Origin of the sequence: Dermacoccus sp. Tok2021, from assembly GCF_019895135.1 — a bacterium.
In the GTDB taxonomy this organism is placed as follows: domain Bacteria; phylum Actinomycetota; class Actinomycetes; order Actinomycetales; family Dermatophilaceae; genus Dermacoccus; species Dermacoccus abyssi.
Window position 1 is genome coordinate 1 of record NZ_JAGTHU010000001.1, and the last position, 19,554, is coordinate 19,554.

General features: G+C 69.5%; 17 protein-coding genes and 1 tRNA gene. 9 read left to right on the forward strand and 9 right to left on the reverse strand.

The genetic code is table 11. From position 1 onward, the window contains the following. Positions 1-191 precede the first annotated feature (191 nt). Positions 192-800, forward strand: a complete 609-nt coding sequence (locus tag K9D12_RS00005; protein ID WP_129665708.1) for a DUF4126 domain-containing protein — start codon at positions 192-194, stop codon at positions 798-800. 2 nt (positions 801-802) lie between these two features. Then, positions 803-1,207, forward strand: coding sequence for a hypothetical protein (locus K9D12_RS00010; protein WP_129665706.1), 405 nt, complete (start codon positions 803-805; stop codon positions 1,205-1,207). On the opposite strand, the gene rsmI is transcribed toward K9D12_RS00010, so the two are convergent. After that, entirely contained in the window at positions 1,208-2,044 is an 837-nt protein-coding gene (rsmI, locus tag K9D12_RS00015; protein WP_223059321.1) for a 16S rRNA (cytidine(1402)-2'-O)-methyltransferase, read from the reverse strand. A gap of 121 nt (positions 2,045-2,165) precedes the next feature. Here rsmI and K9D12_RS00020 point away from each other — a divergent pair, with 121 nt between their 5' ends. From K9D12_RS00020 to K9D12_RS00030, 3 genes are all read left to right on the forward strand, one after another. Beyond that, entirely contained in the window at positions 2,166-3,857 is a 1,692-nt protein-coding gene (locus K9D12_RS00020; protein ID WP_129665704.1) for a dolichyl-phosphate-mannose--protein mannosyltransferase, read from the forward strand. A 112-nt stretch (positions 3,858-3,969) separates the two neighbouring features. After that, entirely contained in the window at positions 3,970-5,427 is a 1,458-nt protein-coding gene (locus K9D12_RS00025) for an amino acid permease (RefSeq protein WP_223059160.1), read from the forward strand. A gap of 135 nt (positions 5,428-5,562) precedes the next feature. Further along, a tRNA-Ala gene (locus K9D12_RS00030) sits at positions 5,563-5,635 on the forward strand. Between the two features lie 388 nt (positions 5,636-6,023). Here the strand turns inward: K9D12_RS00030 and K9D12_RS00035 are convergent. The 7 genes from K9D12_RS00035 to galU all read right to left on the reverse strand — a co-directional run bounded on the left by K9D12_RS00035 (position 6,024) and on the right by galU (position 11,583). Then, positions 6,024-6,500 carry a hypothetical protein gene (locus K9D12_RS00035; RefSeq protein WP_129665701.1) on the reverse strand — a complete coding sequence of 159 codons (477 nt, stop codon included), beginning with the start codon at positions 6,498-6,500 and terminating at the stop codon, positions 6,024-6,026. A 233-nt stretch (positions 6,501-6,733) separates the two neighbouring features. Further along, positions 6,734-7,684, reverse strand: a complete 951-nt coding sequence (locus K9D12_RS00040; RefSeq protein WP_129665699.1) for a hypothetical protein — start codon at positions 7,682-7,684, stop codon at positions 6,734-6,736. 84 nt (positions 7,685-7,768) lie between these two features. Continuing rightward, entirely contained in the window at positions 7,769-8,350 is a 582-nt protein-coding gene (locus K9D12_RS00045; protein WP_240730207.1) for a GNAT family N-acetyltransferase, read from the reverse strand. A gap of 17 nt (positions 8,351-8,367) precedes the next feature. Then, positions 8,368-8,862: a molybdenum cofactor biosynthesis protein B gene (locus K9D12_RS00050; protein WP_129665695.1), complete on the reverse strand. Its 495-nt coding sequence runs from the start codon at positions 8,860-8,862 to the stop codon at positions 8,368-8,370. Further along, complete coding sequence (gene moaC, locus K9D12_RS00055; protein WP_129665692.1) at positions 8,855-9,322, reverse strand: cyclic pyranopterin monophosphate synthase MoaC; 468 nt, start codon at positions 9,320-9,322, stop codon at positions 8,855-8,857. The genes K9D12_RS00050 and moaC overlap by 8 nt, the downstream gene beginning before the upstream one ends. A 1-nt stretch (position 9,323) precedes the next feature. After that, positions 9,324-10,532: a gephyrin-like molybdotransferase Glp gene (gene glp / locus K9D12_RS00060; protein ID WP_129665690.1), complete on the reverse strand. Its 1,209-nt coding sequence runs from the start codon at positions 10,530-10,532 to the stop codon at positions 9,324-9,326. Between the two features lie 103 nt (positions 10,533-10,635). After that, on the reverse strand, positions 10,636-11,583 hold the full coding sequence (galU, locus tag K9D12_RS00065) for a UTP--glucose-1-phosphate uridylyltransferase GalU (RefSeq protein ID WP_129665688.1): 948 nt from the start codon (positions 11,581-11,583) through the stop codon (positions 10,636-10,638). Between the two features lie 19 nt (positions 11,584-11,602). Between galU and K9D12_RS00070 the strand changes: the two genes are divergently transcribed. The 4 genes from K9D12_RS00070 to K9D12_RS00085 all read left to right on the forward strand — a co-directional run bounded on the left by K9D12_RS00070 (position 11,603) and on the right by K9D12_RS00085 (position 15,176). After that, the gene (locus tag K9D12_RS00070; protein WP_223059161.1) at positions 11,603-12,190 is read left to right on the forward strand and encodes a 5-formyltetrahydrofolate cyclo-ligase; all 588 of its coding nucleotides are present in this window, start codon (positions 11,603-11,605) and stop codon (positions 12,188-12,190) included. Between the two features lie 44 nt (positions 12,191-12,234). Next, on the forward strand, positions 12,235-13,794 hold the full coding sequence (locus K9D12_RS00075) for a potassium/proton antiporter (RefSeq protein ID WP_129665684.1): 1,560 nt from the start codon (positions 12,235-12,237) through the stop codon (positions 13,792-13,794). Between the two features lie 92 nt (positions 13,795-13,886). Then, positions 13,887-14,105, forward strand: coding sequence for an FmdB family zinc ribbon protein (locus K9D12_RS00080; RefSeq protein WP_129665682.1), 219 nt, complete (start codon positions 13,887-13,889; stop codon positions 14,103-14,105). A 711-nt stretch (positions 14,106-14,816) separates the two neighbouring features. Further along, positions 14,817-15,176: an MscL family protein gene (locus K9D12_RS00085; RefSeq protein ID WP_047312278.1), complete on the forward strand. Its 360-nt coding sequence runs from the start codon at positions 14,817-14,819 to the stop codon at positions 15,174-15,176. Between the two features lie 441 nt (positions 15,177-15,617). Here the strand turns inward: K9D12_RS00085 and K9D12_RS00090 are convergent, their stop codons facing one another. Then, positions 15,618-19,544, reverse strand: a complete 3,927-nt coding sequence (locus K9D12_RS00090; protein ID WP_223059162.1) for an AAA domain-containing protein — start codon at positions 19,542-19,544, stop codon at positions 15,618-15,620. Positions 19,545-19,554: the final 10 nt, after the last annotated feature.

Consider the following 19,554-nt stretch of genomic DNA (forward strand, 5'->3'; position numbering starts at 1 on the left):
CCCCCCCCCCCCCCCCCCCCCCCCCCCCCCCCCCCCGCCCCCCCCCGGGCCGCCCGCCCCCCCCCCCCCCCCCCGCCGGCGCCGGCCCCCCCCCCCCCCCCCCCCCCCCCCCCCACTACAGAATCGGGGAATAGGGGTGCGTGTGCCACAGTTGTCGCAATGTTTTGACGCTTTGACGACAAGGAACGCCCATGTTCGCTGCACTGACCGGTGCGGGACTCTCCGCTGCGGCAGGCCTCAACGCCTACATCCCGTTCCTCCTCGTGGCGCTCCTCGCGCGCTTCACGGACGTCGTCAACCTGCCGGCCGGGTTCGAGTGGGTCGAGAGCACGTGGGCCATCGTTATCGGGGCGGTCCTTCTCATCGGCGAGGTGGTCGTCGACAAGATCCCGGCCCTCGACTCCGTCAATGACGCCCTCGGCACCGTCGTGCGTCCCGCGTCCGGCGCGGTCGTGTTCGCCGCCACCGCCGCGGCCGCCGACCTCGACAGCTCCGCCTGGATGACCGATCACCCGTGGGTCGGCCTCATCGGCGGCGCCATCGTCGCCGGCATCTTCCACACCGGCAAGGCTGCGGCCCGACCCGTCGCGAACGCCGGAACGGCGGGCTTCGCCGCCCCTGTCCTGTCCACCGCCGAGGACGCCGCCGCCGTCACCCTGAGCCTCGCCGCCGTCTTCGCGCCGGTGCTGGCTCTCGTCCTGCTGCTCCTCGTCGCGTGGATGCTCTGGCGCGCGTGGCGCAGCGTCGTGCGCATGCGTGAGCGACGAGCCGATCGGCGCCGCGCCGCCGGGGTGGTCTGACGATGGCCTTCCCCCGACTCGACCGCGACCCGGACATCGAAGGTCGCATCCGACGCCGTCGGCGTATCCGCAACGTCCTCATCGGAGCCGTCCTGGCGGTCACCGTCATTGCCGGCGTGCAGACGTGGCGCAACGTCACCCACGAGAAGTCGACGGCGCACGTGGCGACGAAAACGGTCACCGTCATCTCCGCCGAGCGCAAGGGCGACGACGTTCACGTCCGCGCCCGCCTCGACGCGCCGTCACCTGCGGGCACCTCGCACGAACTCGAGGGCGTCGTGCCGGCGTCGACGTGGAACCTGACGAAGGTGCTATGGGCGTGCTACCCGCCGAGCGACCCCGACCGCGGTGAACTGCGCACTCCGCTCGACCCCGACTGCACGAACTTCGTCACAAACCTCGACTGATCAGCGAGCCGCGATGCTCGCGTCGTAGAGCGCCTTCTTCGACAGGCCCGTGGCCTTCGCGACCTGGGCACACGCGTCCTTGAGGCGCACGCCGCCACTCGCGAGGTCGAGCACGGTGGCGACGCCGTCCTCGAGCGAAACCTCCTTCACAGCACCGCCCTCGACGACGACGGTGATCTCACCCCGCGCCCCCTCGACGGCCCATTCGGCGAGTTCCGCGAGAGCGCCGCGGCGCACCTCCTCGTAGGTCTTCGTCAGCTCACGACAGACGGCGGCGCGACGCTCGCCGCCGAACGCCTCCGCCATCGCCTCTAGCGTCGCGGCCAACCGGTGCGGCGCCTCGAAGAAGACCATCGTGCGCTGCTCGTCCGCGAGGCCCGCCAGCATGCGCGAACGCTCCCCCGCCTTGCGCGGCGGGAACCCCTCGAAGCAGAACCGGTCGACGGGCAGGCCCGACACCGCGAGCGCCATGAGCACGGCCGACGGCCCGGGCACACACGTCACCGCGAGGTCGCGCTCGACACACGCCGCGACGAGGCGATACCCCGGGTCGGAGACGCTCGGCATACCGGCGTCCGTGACGAGCAGGACGCGCTCGCCCGCGGCGATGCGCTCGACGATCTCCGGCGTGCGGCGGGCCTCGTTGTGCTCGTGGTAACTCAGCATCGTGCCGCTCGGCGTGACGCCGAGGGCGTCGCACAGGCGCTTCGTGCGGCGCGTGTCCTCGGCCAGGACGACCGGCGCATCGGTGAGTTCCTGCGCGAGGCGCGGCGCGGCGTCTGCGGGGTCACCGATCGGGGTGGCGGCCAAGACGAGGGCGCCCTCGGACGACGAGATCTGCTTCACCGGCCCATCGTGTCACGGCTCGTGCACGCGCTCCGGTCGCACCGATTAGGCTCGGGGCGCAAGGTTCCACGCCCGGCGCACGCCGCCGGACGACCTCTGAGGACGGCCCACGGTGAATGCGAGCACGAGCGTCGAGCCCGACGACGAATCGGCGACTGCCGAGCCCGCCACCGACGTTTCGCGCGAAGAACTCGATCTGCGCCGCCGTCTGCTCGGCGAACCGCTCACCGCGAAGGCGAAGCTGTGGGGCTGGATCGGCCCCCTGATCGTCACCGTTCTGGCCGGGTTCCTACGCCTGTGGGATCTCGGGCGACCGCACCAGCTCGTGTTCGACGAGACGTATTACGTCAAGCAGGGCTGGTCCATGATGCTCTACGGGCACGAGCGCAAGGTGCCCGAGAACATGCCCGAGCCCGACGCGTTCTTCACGCACAACCAGGTCGCCACCGTCTACGGGCCGGAGCCGGACTTCATCGTCCACCCGCCGTTCGGCAAGTGGGTCATCGGCGCCGGTGAGCACCTGTTCGGCATCACATCGTCGTTCGGGTGGCGCATCTCCGTCGCGCTCGCCGGCACGCTTGCGGTGCTCCTCGTCGGGCGTGCCGCCTGGCACCTGTTCCGTTCCGCCACCCTCGCGACGATCGCCGCGATCCTCACCGCGTTCGAGGGCATGGAGTTCGTCATGTCGCGCACGTCGGTGCTCGACGGGCTCGTCAGCTTCTGGGCGCTCGCCGCGTTCGTCGCGATCCTCGCCGACCGCGACCGCACCCGTCGCCTTCTCGCCCACAAGGTCGCCACGCTCAAGAACGACGGCACGTGGGACGGCGACGACAAGATCGGCCAGCGGCTGCGCCTCGGCGGGCCGTCGCTCGGTCTGCGTCCGTGGCGTTGGGTCGCCGCCGTCTGCCTGGGCCTCGGCATGGCGACGAAGTGGTCGGACGGCTTCTACCTCGTCGCCCTCGGGCTCGTGAGCGTCTTCTGGGATCTGGGCGCCCGCCGCGCCATCGGGGCGCGCCGCTGGTTCTCGAGCACGATCGTCAAGGACGGCTTCACCGGCGCGCTCATCATGGTGCCCGTGGCCTGCCTGACGTACCTGGTCACCTGGGCCGGCTGGCTGCGCTCCACCGACGGTTGGGGTCGTCACTGGGCCGAACAGAACCCCGCGACGAAGGACACCGGCTTCTCGCCCGACTCGAGCCTCTTCGGGTGGATGCCGGACGCCCTGCGGAGCCTGTGGCAGTACCACATCCAGATGTACGACTCGGCGAAGAGCATCACCTCGCCGCACACCTACCAGTCGAACCCGTGGACCTGGATGGCGCAGACGCGCCCCACGTCGTTCTTCTACGAGAGCCCGGCCAGGGGCGTCGAGGGGTGCGGCGTCAACGAGTGCTCGAAGGCCATCACGTCGCTCGGCAACGTGAGCATCTGGTGGGCCGGTATCGGCGCCATCCTCGTGTGCCTGTTCATGTGGGCGTTGCGCCGCGACTGGCGCCCCGGCGTCCTGCTCGCCCTCATCGCGGCCGGCTGGCTGCCCTGGTTCGGCTACCAGGAGCGCACGATCTTCACGTTCTACGCCGTCGTTTTCGCGCCCTACGTCATCCTCGCGGTGACGTACTGTCTCGGCCTCATCCTCGGCCCGGCGCACGCCTCGCTCAAGCGTCGACGTATCGGCGCGGGGGTGGTCGGCGCGTACGTCGTGCTGGCCGTCGGCGTCTTCATCTTCTTATGGCCGATCTACACGGCCCAGGTCATCCCGCACAGTCACTGGAGCTGGCGGATGTGGCTACCGTCCTGGATCTGACGGGCCCTCGGCGTCGGGGCCCGAGCCCGTCAGGTCACGATCCCGGCACGATCGCCGAAACTTCGATTGTGCATATTGCCGTGGGGCAGGTGCCGGGTGCAGAGTGCGACGCATGAACGCACCCCAGCCTGACTCCGACGGCCCGTCGGCCCTGAGCAGCGGCCTCAAGCCGCGGCACGTCACGATGATCTCGATTGCGGGCGTCATCGGCGCCGGGCTCTTCGTCGGTTCGGCCGCAGCCATCAAGCTCGCCGGCCCGTCCGTTCTCATCTCCTACGCGCTCGCCGGGACGCTCGTCGTCCTCGTCATGCGCATGCTCGGCGAGATGGCGACGGCGAACCCCGACTCGGGTTCCTTCTCCGTCTACGCCGACCGCGCGCTGGGGCGCTGGGCCGGGTTCTCGATCGGCTGGCTGTACTGGTGGTTCTGGGTGCTCGTCATCCCGGTCGAGGCCACGGCCGGCGCGAAGATCCTCTCCGGCTGGATCGACTGGCCCCAGTGGGTGTTCGCGTTCATCATCACGGCGTTGCTCACGGTGACGAACCTGTTCTCCGTCGCGAACTACGGCGAGTTCGAGTTCTGGTTCGCGCTCGTCAAGGTGCTCGCCATCGTCGGGTTCATCGGCCTCGGTGTGTTTGCGATCCTCGGCCTGCTCCCCGGTTCACACACATCCGGCTTGAGCGGCTTCACCGACTACGGCTTCTTCGCCGACGGCTGGAGCGGCGTGCTCGCGGCCATGCTCACAACGATGTTCACCTTCATGGGCACGGAGATCGTGACGATCGCCGCGGCGGAGTCGAACAACCCCGTCGAGGGCATCCGCAAGGCCGTGAACTCCGTCATCTGGCGTATTTCGCTGTTCTACCTGGGCTCGATCTTCGTCGTCATCGCGCTGACGAAGTGGAACAGCGCTTCGCTGCAGGAGAACGGTTCCTACCAGGAGGCGCTCAACAACATGGGGTTGAGCAAGTTGGCGACGGTGCTCGCGTTCGTCATCCTGACGGCGGTTGCGTCGTGTCTGAACTCGGCGCTCTACACGGCCAGCCGCATGGCCTACAGCCTCGGTCAGCGCGGCGACGCACCGAAGGCCTTCGCCTCGACGAACAAGCGCGGCGTGCCGCAGGTGGCCATCCTGGCGTCCGTGGCGGTGGGCTTCCTCGCGGTGTTCGGCAACTATCTGCTGGCCGAGAAGATCTTCACGTACCTGCTGTCGACGTCTGGCGCGATCGCACTGTTCGTCTACATCGTCATCGCCGTGACGCAGCTGCGCGCACGTGCGGCGATGGACAAGGCGGGCGCGCGCCCGGCCGTCCGCATGTGGGCGTTCCCGGTGTTGACGTACCTGACGATCGCGTTCATCGTGTTCACGCTGGGCGCGATGGCGCTGCGCGAGGACCAGCAGCTCAACCTGTTCCTCACGCTCGGCCTCGCGGCCGTCGTCATCGGGGTCGGTGTGGCGAAGCACGGCTTCCGTGGGGGCAGCGAGGACGAGATCATCAGGGCCGTCGAGTCGGCCGATACTGCCGATGTGGCCGACGACGTCGCGCCGTCCGGGCCGCCGAGGGTCTGACGCTCGGGGTTGCTCGTGCGGGCGTGCCCGCTCTTCGTTCGCGGAGGGCGGGCCCCGTTGTGTGCGCGAGGTTTCGGCTCGCCGACACCGGTTGGCCGAGTGTTCACCTCGGTGGTAACGTGTCACTCGCTTCAAGGGGCTATGGCGCAGTTGGTAGCGCGTCTCGTTCGCAATGAGAAGGTCTGGGGTTCGAATCCCCATAGCTCCACTTGTACGCCGAAGGGGCCGGACACGCTTTTCGTCCGGCCCCTTCGGCGTACCCATCGACATGGCGATTCGAGGAGCCGCCGCAGCGGAGCGAGGTCGGCGGAGTCCCCATAGCTCCACCAACGTCAGAACGGCCAGGACACGCTTCTCGTCCTGGCCGTCCTGGCCGTCCTGGCCGTTCTGACGTTTATCGAACTCTGTGATTCGAGGAGGAGGGCGAGCGCCAGCGAGCCCGACGGAGTCCCCATAGCTCGCGGAGGGGAACCCACCCCAGTGGCCGCCTCCCGCAAGAAGGGCCGAAATTTCCCCGTCTTGCGCGCAACCCGGCCCCTTGGACACCACAAGGGAAGGATCCTTCCCGCCCTGTGCAGGAGCTGCGAGGGCGAGCGTCAGGCACCCGGTCGACATCTCCGAGACACCCGCGTCATCTTCGCGTGGACGCCGCCCCGCGCTGGCCGCGCACGATGCTCCTCACGGCGAACGTCACGAGGATCAGCCAGGCGAGTAGCGCCAGCGGGATGAAGCAGGTGGCCGTACGCACTCGGCCGGTCCCAGCTGTATTGGCCGGAGCCGAGGCGGTACACCTCGACTTCCTCCCCCATCCGCCTGTCACCCTCGATGAACCCCAGCCGGCGATCATCGAAATAGATCGCCAGCCGCGGAGACTTTACTGCCCCGCCGCCCGAGAACCGGTCCGTGACCACGCCGTGCACCTTCACCGGCTCGGTGGCGCGGTCTTGCACGGCCTGACGCCAGGCCATCGCTCCGATGCCGCAGAACGCCACGGTGGCGACGGCGAGCAACCCGATGAGGAACACTGCGGCCGATCGCTTCATCGGTCGGTCGGTCGTCGTGCGCGATGACATGGCCGAAATCGTGCGAATCCTGGAGGCGGACACCCGACTCAGGCACCCCTCGTCTGCAGAACTCACAACCTTGGGCCTTGTTCGCCGAGCATGGCCGTCGGCAGGCCTACAAGGCCCAACCTTGGGAGTTTTCCGCCGCCACAGGGCGACCCACGCAGCAGCCAGCCCGCGACGGACGAAGGCGCCCACCGCTTCACAGCGATGGGCGCCTTCGTCAGGACGTTGCGGCGGGGTCAGCCGGCGCGGTAGACCTCGGGCAGTTCGTCGTAGTCCTCGTCGAGGGCCATGCCATCGAAGGGAATCTCGTCGACGGGTGCGTTCTCGTAGCGGGCGGCGAGCGGGCGGGTGTCGGTCTCGTCGACCGTGGCCGCAGGAGCGACCTCCTCGCGCTCGGCCTTGGCCTTCATCGTGTACGTCGGGCGTGGGACGTCGACCGGCGCCCACTGGCGGGCGTCGAACACCTCGGCCTCGGCCTTCGCGACGGCGTCCGTGTGCGTCTCGGTCTCGACGACCTCGACAGCTTCCTCACGCTCGACCGGCGTCTGCGCAACGAGCGGCGAACGCTTCGTCGAGGTGGCAGCCGGAGCGGCAGCCTTCGCGGTCGGCGCCACGGTGGCGGACTTCGTCGGACCCTCGGCGGACGCCTTGGGCGCGCGCACCGGACGAGCGGCCGGCTTGGCCGCGCGAGCCTGACGTGCCGCGATGGCGCTGCGGCGCAGCCACACGACGACGCCACCGACAGCAGCGAGACCGAGCAGCGGCGTCCACGCCGGCACGACACCGAACGGCGCGAGCACGACCGTGAGCACGAGAAGTGCCAGAGCGGCGAGGAGCGCGCCGGCCTTCACCTCCGGGGAAGAGAGGGAAAGACCACCGACGCGCTCCGTCGCCTTCGACGTGGAAGCGGCAGCAGGAGCGACCGATTCGGTGCCAGCAGCGTCAGCAGCGGGCTTGGCACCCTTGACCGAGACCTGGGGGCGAAGCAGCGTCGGCTTCGCCTCCTCGTCGCGACGAGTCGCTTGCGCCTTCACCGGCGTTCGACGTTCGAGCATCCTCATCGCCTCCGAGAATCGGTCGACGGTGCGGGCGGTTGCGAGGTCTTCGCGGCGCCGCACCCAGTGCTGGAGCATGTAGGCAGCCCACACGGCAAAGATGACGAAGAAAATCAGGCTGCTGGATCTCACGTCACAAAGGCTATGGGTCGAACACATCACAACGAGTGAGACACGCCGGGCGTGTCGCGCCTCGTTCCTGACGGGTTTCGGGTATCAGCCCGAAAGTCGCCCCACGAGACCGCCCGCACCGACCTCGTCGGCCGTCACCGCGAAGGTGCGGTGATCACGCCACTCCCCCGCGATGTGGAGGAAAGAACGGCGCACGCCCTCGTCGCGGAGGCCGAGTTTCTCCACCACCCGAAGCGAATTCACGTTCTCGGGGCGCACGTTGATCTCGATGCGGTGCAGCCGCTCGACACCGAAGCAGTGGTCGATCGCCATGGCCACTGCGGCCGGCGTGATGCCCCGGCCCGCGTACCGCTCGGCAATCCAGTACCCGATGGTGCCGCCTTGCTGGGCGCCGCGCACGATGCTGAACACGTGCACCTGCCCCGCCAGGCGCCCGTCGACGGTGAGGACCCACGGCAGCAGGCGTCCCGCGCGCCCTTCGACGTCCTGGAAGGCGATGGCCTTGCGGTAAGTCAACGCCTCCTGCGGATAGGGGTTCGTCGAATCCCACGGCCCCGTCCACGCGCTGCTCTCGCGGCGCAACGCGCTCCACTCCTCGCGGTCACGACGAGGATGCAGGGGCCGCAACTCGATGCGCGAACCGCTCCAGGCGCCACCGATCGTCACAGGCCACGGACGTCGGCTCAATGCGCACCGCCGTGCAACTGGTCGAGAACGTGGTCGAGGACGCCGTCGAGCACGGCGAGACCGTCCTTCACGCCGCCCTTCGACCCAGGCAGATTGACGACGAGCGCCCGGCCCGTCGCGTTGGCCGACGCGGCAACGCCGGCGAGACCGCGCGACAGCACCGCCGTCGGGATGCCCGCCGCAACACCGCGAGCGCGCACCGCCTCGGCGAGACCGGGAAGGTCGGCCAACAGGTGGGGGCGCGTCTGCTCCGGGGTGGCGTCGCTCGGCGCGACGCCGGTGCCACCCGTGGTGATGACGACGTCGGCGCCCACGCCGAGGGCCGCGCCGATCGCGGTGCCCACCGCGTCGCCGTCGGGAACGACCTGGGAGGCGACCTCGAATCCCCGGTCCTCGAACCAGTTCACGATGGCCGGCCCCGTCTCGTCCTCGTACTGCCCAGCCGCGGCGCGCGTGGAGCACGTCACGACGACAGCGCGGGCGTCACTCATGCCAGTCACCGCTTCGGCCGCCCGACTTCGCGACGACCCGCACGTCCGTGATGCGCGCGTGCTTGTCGACCGCCTTGACCATGTCGATGAGCGCGAGCGCCGCGACGCTGACGCACGTGAGCGCCTCCATCTCGATGCCGGTGCGGTCCGCGGTGACCACGGTGGCGCGGATGTCGACGCCGTCGTCGGCCACGTCCAGATCGACCTCGACGCCGTGCACGGCGATGGGGTGCGCGAGCGGGATGAGCTCCGGGGTGCGCTTGGCCGCCTGAAGGCCCGCGATGCGGGCGACGGCGATGGCGTCACCCTTGGGCACTGCGCCGTCCCGCAGAGCGGCAATGGCGTCGGGGTGCAGGAGCACCCGCCCGGCGGCCGAGGCAGAGCGCTGCGTCACGGCCTTGCCCGCCACGTTGACCATGTGCGCGCTGCCGTCGGCCCGCACGTGCGTGAGATCGCTCATGTCACTCCTTCGTCAGCAGCATCTGGATGTCGAGCTCGTCGTCCGCCTGAACCACGTCGACGTCGGCCGGTACGAGGGCGAGCGCGTTCGCCTCGGCCAGTTCGCCGAGGTGATGCGAGCCCTGGCGTGAGTTCGGGTGGATGACGAGGCGCCCCGAATCGTCACGACGCACCGCGACCCGCGCGAACTGCGCACGCCCGGGCGGCGACGTCCACCCGCGCTCGACCACGGCGCGCTCGCACTCGCGGGGAGGGCGCCCACCCATGGCGTCGAGCGTCGGAAGGACGAAGACGTGGAAGGAGACCAGCGTGCTCATCGGGTTGCCGGGCAGGGTGAAGACGGGCACGCGGCGCTCGCCGAGCAGCCCGAACCCCTGCGGCTTGCCCGGCTGCATCGCAACCTTGTCGAACGTGACGTCGCCGGCGTCGATGAGTGCCTCCTTGACGACGTCGAACGCGCCGGCGCTCACGCCGCCTGTCGTGATGACGACGTCGGCGCTCTCCACGGCCCGCTCGAGCAGTTGCGAGACAGCCCGGGCATCGTCGGGCAGGTGAACCTGTTCGAGGAGTTGCGCCCCCGCGGCCTCGACGAGCGCGGCGAGCATCGGGCCGTTGGAGTCGTGGATCTGGCCGTGGGCGAGTTCGCTTCCGGCCGCCCGCAGTTCGTCACCGGTGGAGACGACGACAACGCGCGGCCGCGCGACGACATCGACCTGCGTGACGCCGCTCGATGCGAGCACCGCCACGTGGTGCGGCGCCACGTGCGTACCCCGCGGCAGGAGCAGGTCGCCCACCCGTACGTCCTCGCCGGCATGACGGATGTGGTTGCCCGGCGTGGCCGCCGCCTCGAACCGCACACGCTCCACGCCACCGTCGGTCAGCTCCACGGGCACGACGGCGTCCGCTCCCTCGGGCATGGGTGCGCCCGTCATGATGCGCCAGGTCGAGCCGGGCTCACAGCTCAGGGAGCGAGTGTCTCCGGCAGCGATGTCACCGACGACGGGCAGCTCACAGGGCTCGTTCACGTCGGCGGAGTGCACGGCGTAGCCGTCCATCGCCGAGTTGGTGAACGCCGGGAGCTCGACGGCACTCCTCACGTCCGCAGCGAGCACGCGTCCGAGCAGCGATCCGCCGGACACAGCGAGACGCTCCACCCGCGGCGCAGGCGCCGCCGCGAGGATGCGCGCGAGATGGTCGTCGTGGGAGATCACCCCGACATTGTGCCGCTCATCACCGACAACCGGCCACACGAAGAGATCCGCCCCGGCGGCGTCCCTCGCGGGGGGCGCTGCCGGGGCGGTTCGAAGCAGGGGGTCAGGCGCGCTTCTCGTTGCCCTTGCCCTCGTCCGTGGTGACCCACTCCTGCAGCCACGACCGGAAGTCGTCACCGAAGTCGTGGTGACGAACGCCGAGTCGCACGACGGCCTTGAGGTAGTCGAGACGGTCACCCGTGTCGTAGCGGTTGCCCTTGAACACGACGCCGACCACGCCCGCGCCGTCACCCGTGGCGTTCGCACGCTCCTGCAGAGCGTCGGTGAGCTGGATCTCGCCGCCGCGGCCCGGCTCGGTGCGCTCGAGCACCTCGAAGATCGACGGGTCGAGCACGTACCGGCCGATGATGGCCAGGTTGCTCGGTGCCTCCTCGGGCGAGGGCTTCTCCACGAGGCCCTTGACGCGCACGACGCCCGAGGTCTCACCGTCGATCTGCTCCACCTCGGCACAGCCGTAGAGGTTGATCTGTTCGGCCGGAACCTCCATGAGGGCCACGACGGAACCGCCGTGCTTGAGCTGCGCCTCGATCATCTCCTCGAGGAGGTGATCACCCTCGTCGATGAGGTCGTCACCGAGCAACACGGCGAACGGCTCGTCACCCACGTGGTTCTTGCCGATGAGCACGGCATGGCCCAACCCCTTCGGCTCGCCCTGACGGACGAAGTGCACGTCGCCCAGATCGTTGGACTTGCGCACGCGCTTGAGGCGCTTCTCGTCGCCCTTGCGCTCGAGTGCCTGCTCGAGCTCCCAGTGGCGGTCGAAGTGATCTTCCAGGGAGGCCTTGGAACGGCCGGTGATCGTCACGATGTCGGGCACGCCCGCACGGACGGCTTCTTCCACCACGTACTGGATGGCCGGCTTGTCGACCACCGGCAGCATCTCCTTCGGGATGGCCTTCGTGGCGGGCAGGAAGCGGGTACCGAGGCCGGCGGCCGGGATGACGGCCTTGCGCGCACGGCGTCGGATGGCGGGCGTCGTCGATTCAGTCATGTCTCCTAGGCTACTCGTCATGGGTGACAACGACGCTTCCACGGGGCCGGAGGTGAACGCGGCGTCACGGGAGGCTAAGCGTGCCGTCCGGCGCACGTTGCGCGCCGCGCGACGGGCCCGCCGTGACATGGGTGAGACGTCCGAGCGTGAGGCCGACGGGCGGCGATTGCTCCGTCTCGCGGAACCGGCGTTGCGCACCGCGTCGTGCGTCGCCACCTTCGAGCCGCTCGACACCGAGTCGAATCTCGAACCGCTCAACGCGCGCCTGTTGGAGAACGGCCGAGTCATCGTCCCCATCACCCTCGAGGACCTCGATCTGTCGTGGCGCGACCTCGCAACCGGTGAGGATCTCGGCAAGGACGCCATCGCGCTCGCCGACGTCGTCGTGGCACCCGCCCTTGCCGTCGGAGCGCGCGGGGAGCGGCTCGGGCAAGGAGGCGGCTGCTACGACCGAGCGCTCCCCCGGCGCCGTGAGGGAACGCCCGTCATCGCCGTCGTCTTTCCGGACGAGTTCGGCGTCGACTTCCCCACGCAGGCCCACGACGAGCGCGTCGACGCCGTGCTCACCGTGAACGGGCTCACGTGGTTGCGCGAGCCCCTGAGATAATGCCGAGCGACGACGAACGGTGAGCGGGTAGGAGGGGGCGGCGCATGATCGCATCAGCGGCCGGCACGGGCTTCGGTACCGACGACCTTCCCTTCGTTCTTCTCGTCGGCTCCCTCGTTCTCCTCGTCGCGGTCGCCGCGGTGCGCCTGGCCAACCGCTCCGGGCTGCCGACCCTGCTGATCTACCTCGCGATCGGCGTCGTGCTCGGCGAGGGCGGCTTCGGCATCGACTTCTCCAACGACAACCTCACTCAGGTTCTCGGCTACGCCGCACTCGTGCTCATTCTCATCGAGGGCGGCCTGACGACGGAATGGCGCAGCATCCGCTCGTCCGTGGCCCCGGCACTGCTCCTGTCGACGCTCGGCGTCCTCGTGTCCGTCGGCGTGGTCGGCGCACTCACCCACTGGTTGCTCGACCTGGGGTGGTCGACCTCGCTCCTGCTCGGCGCCATCGTCAGCTCCACAGACGCCGCGGCCGTCTTCTCCGTACTGCGCAAGGTCCCTCTCCCGCACCGCCTCACCGGCGTGCTCGAAGCCGAGTCGGGCTTCAACGACGCCCCCGTCGTCCTCCTCGTGGTGGCGCTGGCCAGCGAGGTCGTACCCGGCGGCGAGCACCTCACCATTCTCGAACTCGCCGGAACGGCTGTCTTCGAACTTGCTGGCGGCGCGCTCGTCGGCCTGCTCGTCGGCTGGGTGCTGGGCTCACTCTCGCAACGCATCGCGCCGGGCTCGTCCGGCCTGTTCGCCATCGGCGTCGTCGCGGGTGGCGTCTTCGCGTACGCCGCAGCCGCGACGGTCCACACGAGCGGCTTCATCGCCACTTATCTCGCCGCGCTCGTTCTGGGGAACATGAACATCCCACACCGTCAGGCGGTGCGCGGGTTCGGTCAGGCCCTCGGGTGGCTCGCACAGATCGGTCTGTTCGTTCTCCTCGGGCTGCTCGCATCGCCGTCACGCCTCGCCGACCAGCTCGTGCCGGCGATCGTCGTCGGATTCGTCCTCCTCCTCATCGCGCGCCCGGCGTCTGTTCTCGTGTCGATGACGCCGTTCGGTTTCTCGTGGCGCGAGCAGGTCTTCCTGTCCTGGGCCGGACTGCGCGGCGCGGTACCCGTCGTTCTCGCGACCGTGCCCCTGACGCTCGGCGCGTCCGACACGCGATGGATCTTCGACCTCGTCTTCGTGCTCGTCATCGTCTTCACCCTGCTGCAGGCCCCGACCCTGCCCTTCGTCGCCAAACGCCTCGGCATCGACGAGCAAGCCCACACCGTCGAGCTGGAGGTCGAGAACACGCCCCTGACGGACCTCGGTGCCGACATGCTCCAGGTCAAGGTGGGCCCGACCTCACGCCTCATCGGCGTGCGCGTCTACGAACTGCGCCTGCCGGTCGGAGCCAACGTCACCCTCGTCGTCAACGGTGACGAGGGATACGTCCCGAACGAGCGCAGCGTCCTGCGCGCCGGCGACCAACTCCTCGTCGTGACGAAGGAGTCGGTGCGTGGTCTCGCCGCCCAGCGCATCCGTGAGGTGAGCGCGGGTGGCCGCCTGGCCGGTTGGCGTACCGACACCGGCCCGGACACCGAGCATGCCGGGACCGGTCACTCCTGAGCTTCGCGGGGCGAGAGCGGCCACCCCCGCCCCTGCCCTACGATGACGCTCGAAAGAACGAGCGCCCGCCGTTCGCCCTGTTGGAGGAGACCATGCCCACCTATGTCTACGCCTGCAAGAACTGTGGCCACCGCTTCGAGGAGCGGCAGTCCTTCTCCGACCCGGCGTTGACGACGTGCCCGGTGTGCTCGGGCGACCTGCGCAAGGTGTTCGACGGCGTCGGCGTGACGTTCAAGGGCAGCGGTTTCTACCGCACGGACAGCCGTTCCGGCTCGGGCGAGGGCAGTTCGTCGAGTTCGTCCAGCGACTGACTTCTCCCCAACCCTGACGGCCGGTAAGCCTCTTCCACAGGGCACGGGGCGTCCCGCGTGACGCGCAACTGCCACGCGCCTAGCGTCGACATATGCCCAGCCTGCGCGATCTCGACGTCGTCCACCGCCTCAATGCGCCCACCCGAGCCGCCGCCACGAGGCGACGTCGACTCCGCAAACTCGGCGCCTGCGTCTGCCTCGCCGCTGCCGCCCTCGTGGCCACCGGCGGTGGAACCCACGACGTCCCTGCCTCCTCGTCCCCCTCGTCCGGCGCGTCGACAACCGACAACTCCGAACGCCCTGAGCTGCGCGGCCGACAGTTCGTGACGATCGACGCGGACGCTGCACTAGCGGACCGACTGACTCGCACCTCACGCGTCGACGTCTGGGCACCGGACGGCACGCGCCTCACCTCGGGGGCGCCAGTCGTACCACCATTCGAGACAAAGTCCCGCAGCGCGGACGTGTCGAATCGAGTCGATCGAGCACCTGTTCTCGTGGCCCTCACGCCGCCCGACGTGATGAAAATTGCGCGTCATACCAATGATGGACACTCGTCCTGGTCAGATCTGTTCGTCACGGTCAGTCCTTGACCCGCCCGCTTATCACGAATTCCGACACGCTGGGGGATTCCCGCATTTCTTTGCGTCTCACCTGGATGGGTACGCTCACCTCGCACCTTTTCACTGGACTGAGTAGTAAGGAGAAGCCATGAAGGGCTTCAAGGACTTCATCATGCGCGGCAACCTCATCGAGCTTGCCGTCGCGTTCATCATGGCGGGCGCCTTCGCAAAGGTCGTCGAGGCCTTCGTCAACGTCGTCATGAGCCTCATCGGCAAGCTCGGCGGCACGCCGGACTTCAACAACTGGAAGCCGGGCGACGTTCCGGTGGGCGCGTTCCTCACGGTTCTCGTCGCTTTCCTCATCCTCGCTTTCGTCGTGTACTTCTTCATGGTCAAGCCGTACGAGGCTGCCAAGGCCCGCTTCGAGAAGCCGGCCGACGTCGAGGACACGGAGATCTCCGTCCTCGCCGAGATCCGCGACGAGCTGCGCGCGCAGCGTCGCGTCTGAGCTTCACGCTCATCCCGAGGTCACTGACCCTCTGACGCGAAGGGGCGTCGACACCATCACGGTGTCGACGCCCTTTCTCGTGACCGCGCGCTCGGATCGTTTCGCGACGCGTTCGCGACGCCCGGGCCACTCAGTCCCAGTGCGGTGGACGCTGCTCGAGGAACCACCGATCCCGCTCGTTCAGGCGCGGCTTCCCGGCTGCCCCCTTCGCCTCGGATTCGTCCGTGCTCACGGGCGAAGGCGGCGTCTGGGTCTCGGGTTCCCGGCGAGCGAGCCACTCGGCCCAATCCGCCTCCGGCGTGGCGGAGGCGGCGGGCACGACCGATCCGGTCTGGGCAGCCGTGGCGCGACGAGGACCGCGACGCGGTGGCCGCCCACTCCTCTGCCGCTCGCCTCCCGCAGCCTTCGGGCGGTCAGCGCCGTCGGGCCCTGACACGTCGGTCACTGCGGCACGCTTTCACCTGCGACGTCGACCTGCGCCGCGCGACGGTGAACCAACTCGACGATGCGGGCGGTGTCGCGCGCCGGGTCACGGAAGAGGTCGACGGTCCACACCCTGTCGTGCGCCCAGCCGAGACGCTGCAGCGCGTCGGGACGGAGCCGGTCGCGTTCGCGCACGCTGTTCATCGCCGCGTAGTGCTCGCCGTCGCTCTCGACGGCGAGCAGCATCTGCCCCGGCTCGCGCGGATGCTCGATCGCGAGGTCGACGCGCATGCGCGAATGGCCGTAGCCGGTGTGCACCGTGAGCCCCTCGGCGCGAAGGCGCCGCGCCAAGTCCTCGACGACGAACGGCACGGGCACGATCTCCGCGTCGGCCCCGACCCGGCGCAACGCGACGGATCCGGACGTTGCAGCACGGCGACGCTTGCCGCCGACCACGGTGACCCCGTCGACGTCCTCGGCACGAGATTCGAGGCGTTCGTCGCACTCGGCGACGTAGAGCAGGAAATCGCGGAGCAGCGTCGCCCCGCGCGAGCGCAGAGTCGTGGGTTCCAGGTCCTCGCCGGCGAACGTGCTCACGACATCCATGCGGCGACGGGCGCGCGAGATGGCAACGTTGAGGCGTCGTTCGCCACCCACGTGGTTGAGCGCCCCGAAGCGGCGCACGAGGCTGCCACTCGTCGGGGCAATACCCAGGGTGAGGACCACCGCGTCGCGCTCGTCACCCTGGACGCGTTCGAGGTTCTTGACGAAGAACGGCTCGTCGACGTGCGCCTCGAGGTAGGCCGCGAGCGCCTCGTCGGTGCGGGCTGCCGCCGCCACGGCGCGCTCGACGCGGCGTGCGTGCGTGAGACCGAGCGCGATGACGCCGAGGCTTTCCTCGGGCCGCTGACGGGCGTGCTGTGAGACGAGATCGACGACGGCCGCGACCTCCGGTGCGTTCTCGTCGACCGAGGCTGCCTGAGCTGCGGCGACCGGGAGGTCGTCGGAGGCTACGGCGTTCGCGCCGACGACGTGCAAGCGTAGGACGTTCTCGGTACGTGCCCGCGGGAACGTCACGAGTTCACCGTCGTAGACCGCGTCGTTGGAGAACGCGATGAGGCGCTCGTCGAGCGAGCGGTAGTGCCAACGCAGGTGGCGCACCGGCAGGAGTGCGGAGAGCACGTCGAGCACAGACTCCCCCGTGTGTGCCGTGTCCTCACCCGCGGCCGTGCGCTGGAAGAAGCTCGTCGGCGCAAGCTGCTGGGTGTCTCCGGCGACGACCACCTGTGCACCACGGCTGATGGCGGAGATCGCCTCGGCCGGCGGGATCTGGCTCGCCTCGTCGAAGATGACGACGTCGAACCACTGCCCCGGCGGGAGTGTCTGCGCAACGACGAGGGGGCTCATGGCCCAGCAGGGAGCGAGCGCCGTCATGAGGTCGGGGGCGCCAGCGAACGCGTGGCGCAGCGCGTCGGCGCTGCCTGCGTGATGACCGAAGACGAGGGCCGATTCCATCGCCTCGACCTGCTCGGGGAAGTGTTCCGCGACGGCGTCGATGCGTCGGTAGGCGCGGGCGCGCACACGCTCGGGGGCTGCGGCAAGGTGCTGGCGATCGGCGTCGGCGAACTTCACCGCAGACGCACGCAGTTCGTTGCCGCGGTGCTGCTCGTAGGCCGGATCGTGACGGCGCACACGACCGAGAACGCTCGTCCACCACACGAACTCCCACTCGGGGCCGACCGCGTCAGGGCCGAGACCGCGAGCGGCGAAGTCGTCGATGACGGCGCCGAGACCCTGGGCGCGCAGGCGCTCGAGATCGCCTCCGACGGTCGGCACGATCTCGAGTCGATCGACATTGGCGGCAAGATCGGCAACTCGCTCCGCGAGCTCGTCGAAGTGTGTGGTGAGCAGTTCGGTGGCGCCCGCCGTGCCCTCGAGCCGCACACCGAGCCAGTCGAGCTCCTCGGTGAGGCGGGCGTGGGCGCTGCGGGCCTCCTCCGTACCGATGGGAACGTTGGGGCGCCCGGTACCGCCGAGTTCCTTCCAGCGGGTCTGCTGCACACACGCCCGCTCGAGCGCGGCGTGCAGATCGGCCGGGGGCCGTCCCGGCCGCAGCGTGGCACGGGCCTGCTTGAGTACACGGCGTCGTTCGAGGACGCCGGGAGCCTCGCCCGTTTCCTTGCGCTGGGCGCGGGTGGCGCTCGCCGTGACGGCGATGTCGAGCGGAACACCGAAGATTTCGGGGGTGAAGACGTCGAGCGTCTTGTTCACCTGTTCCATGAGATCCAGGACCTCGGCCGCACGCGTGGCCGATTCCGGCAGCGGGAGGCCCGCCTTCGTGAAGAGTTCGTCGAGTTGGGATCGGTGAGCGGCGAGATCGCCGTCGTTCCCGTTCTCGCCGGCGAGGCGGGTGACGAGTGCCTTCGCGCGCTCCATGTGGTCACGCCCGCGCACGCGCGAGCCGAACCAGGGGTCGGGCTGCCCGTCGTCACGCCAGGCGTTGCGGCGCGCAAGGTCGCTCAGCAGGCGGCCCACCTCGTCACGGCCCTGTTCGTCGAGGCGCCGCAACGGCTCGCCCTCGAGGCGCACGCGCGAACGCGGCGCCACCGGCAGGGCGTTGAGTTCGGCGATGCGATCCTGCGCGTCGTTGGCGCTGACGCCGAACGGGTCACGCACGCGGTGCAGCGCGCGCACGTGCTCGAGCAGGGTGAAGCGGTGCTCCTCGAGCGTCTCGATGACGGCCTCGTCAGGAGCGTCCTGGCCCGGGCCGGTGTCGTGACTCGAACGAAGGGCATCACCGACGTGCGGTGCCCCCGAGGCAGGCGCTGTGACGAGGCGGCGCGCGAGAGCGTCGACGAGGTCGGCTGCGGTGCCGGAGCCCGCGTGGGCGTCGAGCATGAGGTCACGCAGCCCGAGACCCTCGAGCCGGCCGATGACCGCATCGATCGCGGCGCGCTTCTCCGCAACGAAGAGAGCGCTGCGGCCGTGTGCGGTGAGCGTGGCGACGAGGTTGGCGATCGTCTGGCTCTTGCCCGTACCGGGCGGGCCCATGAGCACGAGGTGCTGGCCGCCCATGACGGCGTCGATCGCCGCCTGCTGCTGCGCGTCGGCATCGAGGACGAGGAACTCCTCGCGCGGGTCGGCGTCGAGGCCGGGTTCGGGCATCTGCGCGCCGACGTCGAAGGTGGCCTGCTCGTCACCCGCCATGGCAGCGATGACGGGGTGTTGGTGCAACCACGCCGACTGGTCGGAGACGTCGCGGACCATGGAGAGCTTGGCGTAGCTGAACGTCGAGACGACGAGACGTTCGTCGACACGGAAGCCGGGGATGCTCGCGCCGGCCCGGCGCATCATGTCGTAGGTCGGAGCAGGGTCGAAGCCGTGGGGGCCGGACGCGAGCGACGTCAGGTAGTCCTGGTCGATGTTGATGCCGCGCGAGGCGAAATAGGTCGACAGCGCCGAGTTGAGTTCGACGGTGCGCGACACCTCGAGCACGAGGTCGTCACCGTCGCGACCACCGAAGTGGATGTCGCACTGGCGCAGGAGGATCGGGGCGGCGGGGACGGCGTCGCCGCTGAGCTGCCAGGTCGCACGCCCGAGGGCGAGGAAGCAACTGATGATGCCGCGCTCCTCGAGCAGCTCACGCGAGAGATCGCGCACGGCGATGGCCCGCTCGTACGCGGCACGGTAGGCGCTGGGTTCGCGCACGATCTCGGACAAGAGCACGTTGCGGCCGGAGAGCAACTTCGCGACGCCGGCCGGGTGCGCCGTCGTGAGGTCGAGCTCGACCGTGTCGTCGGTGCGCTGCCACAGAAGCGAGTTGCGTCCGCCGAGGTCGACGAGGTGACGCTGCCAAAGAGCGGCAGCGTCACGCACGGCCTGGGCGCGCTCGGTGTCGAGCACGCTCGCGTGGGCCTCGGGAGCGCTGCGGTCGTCGTTCGTCACCCCGGAAGGC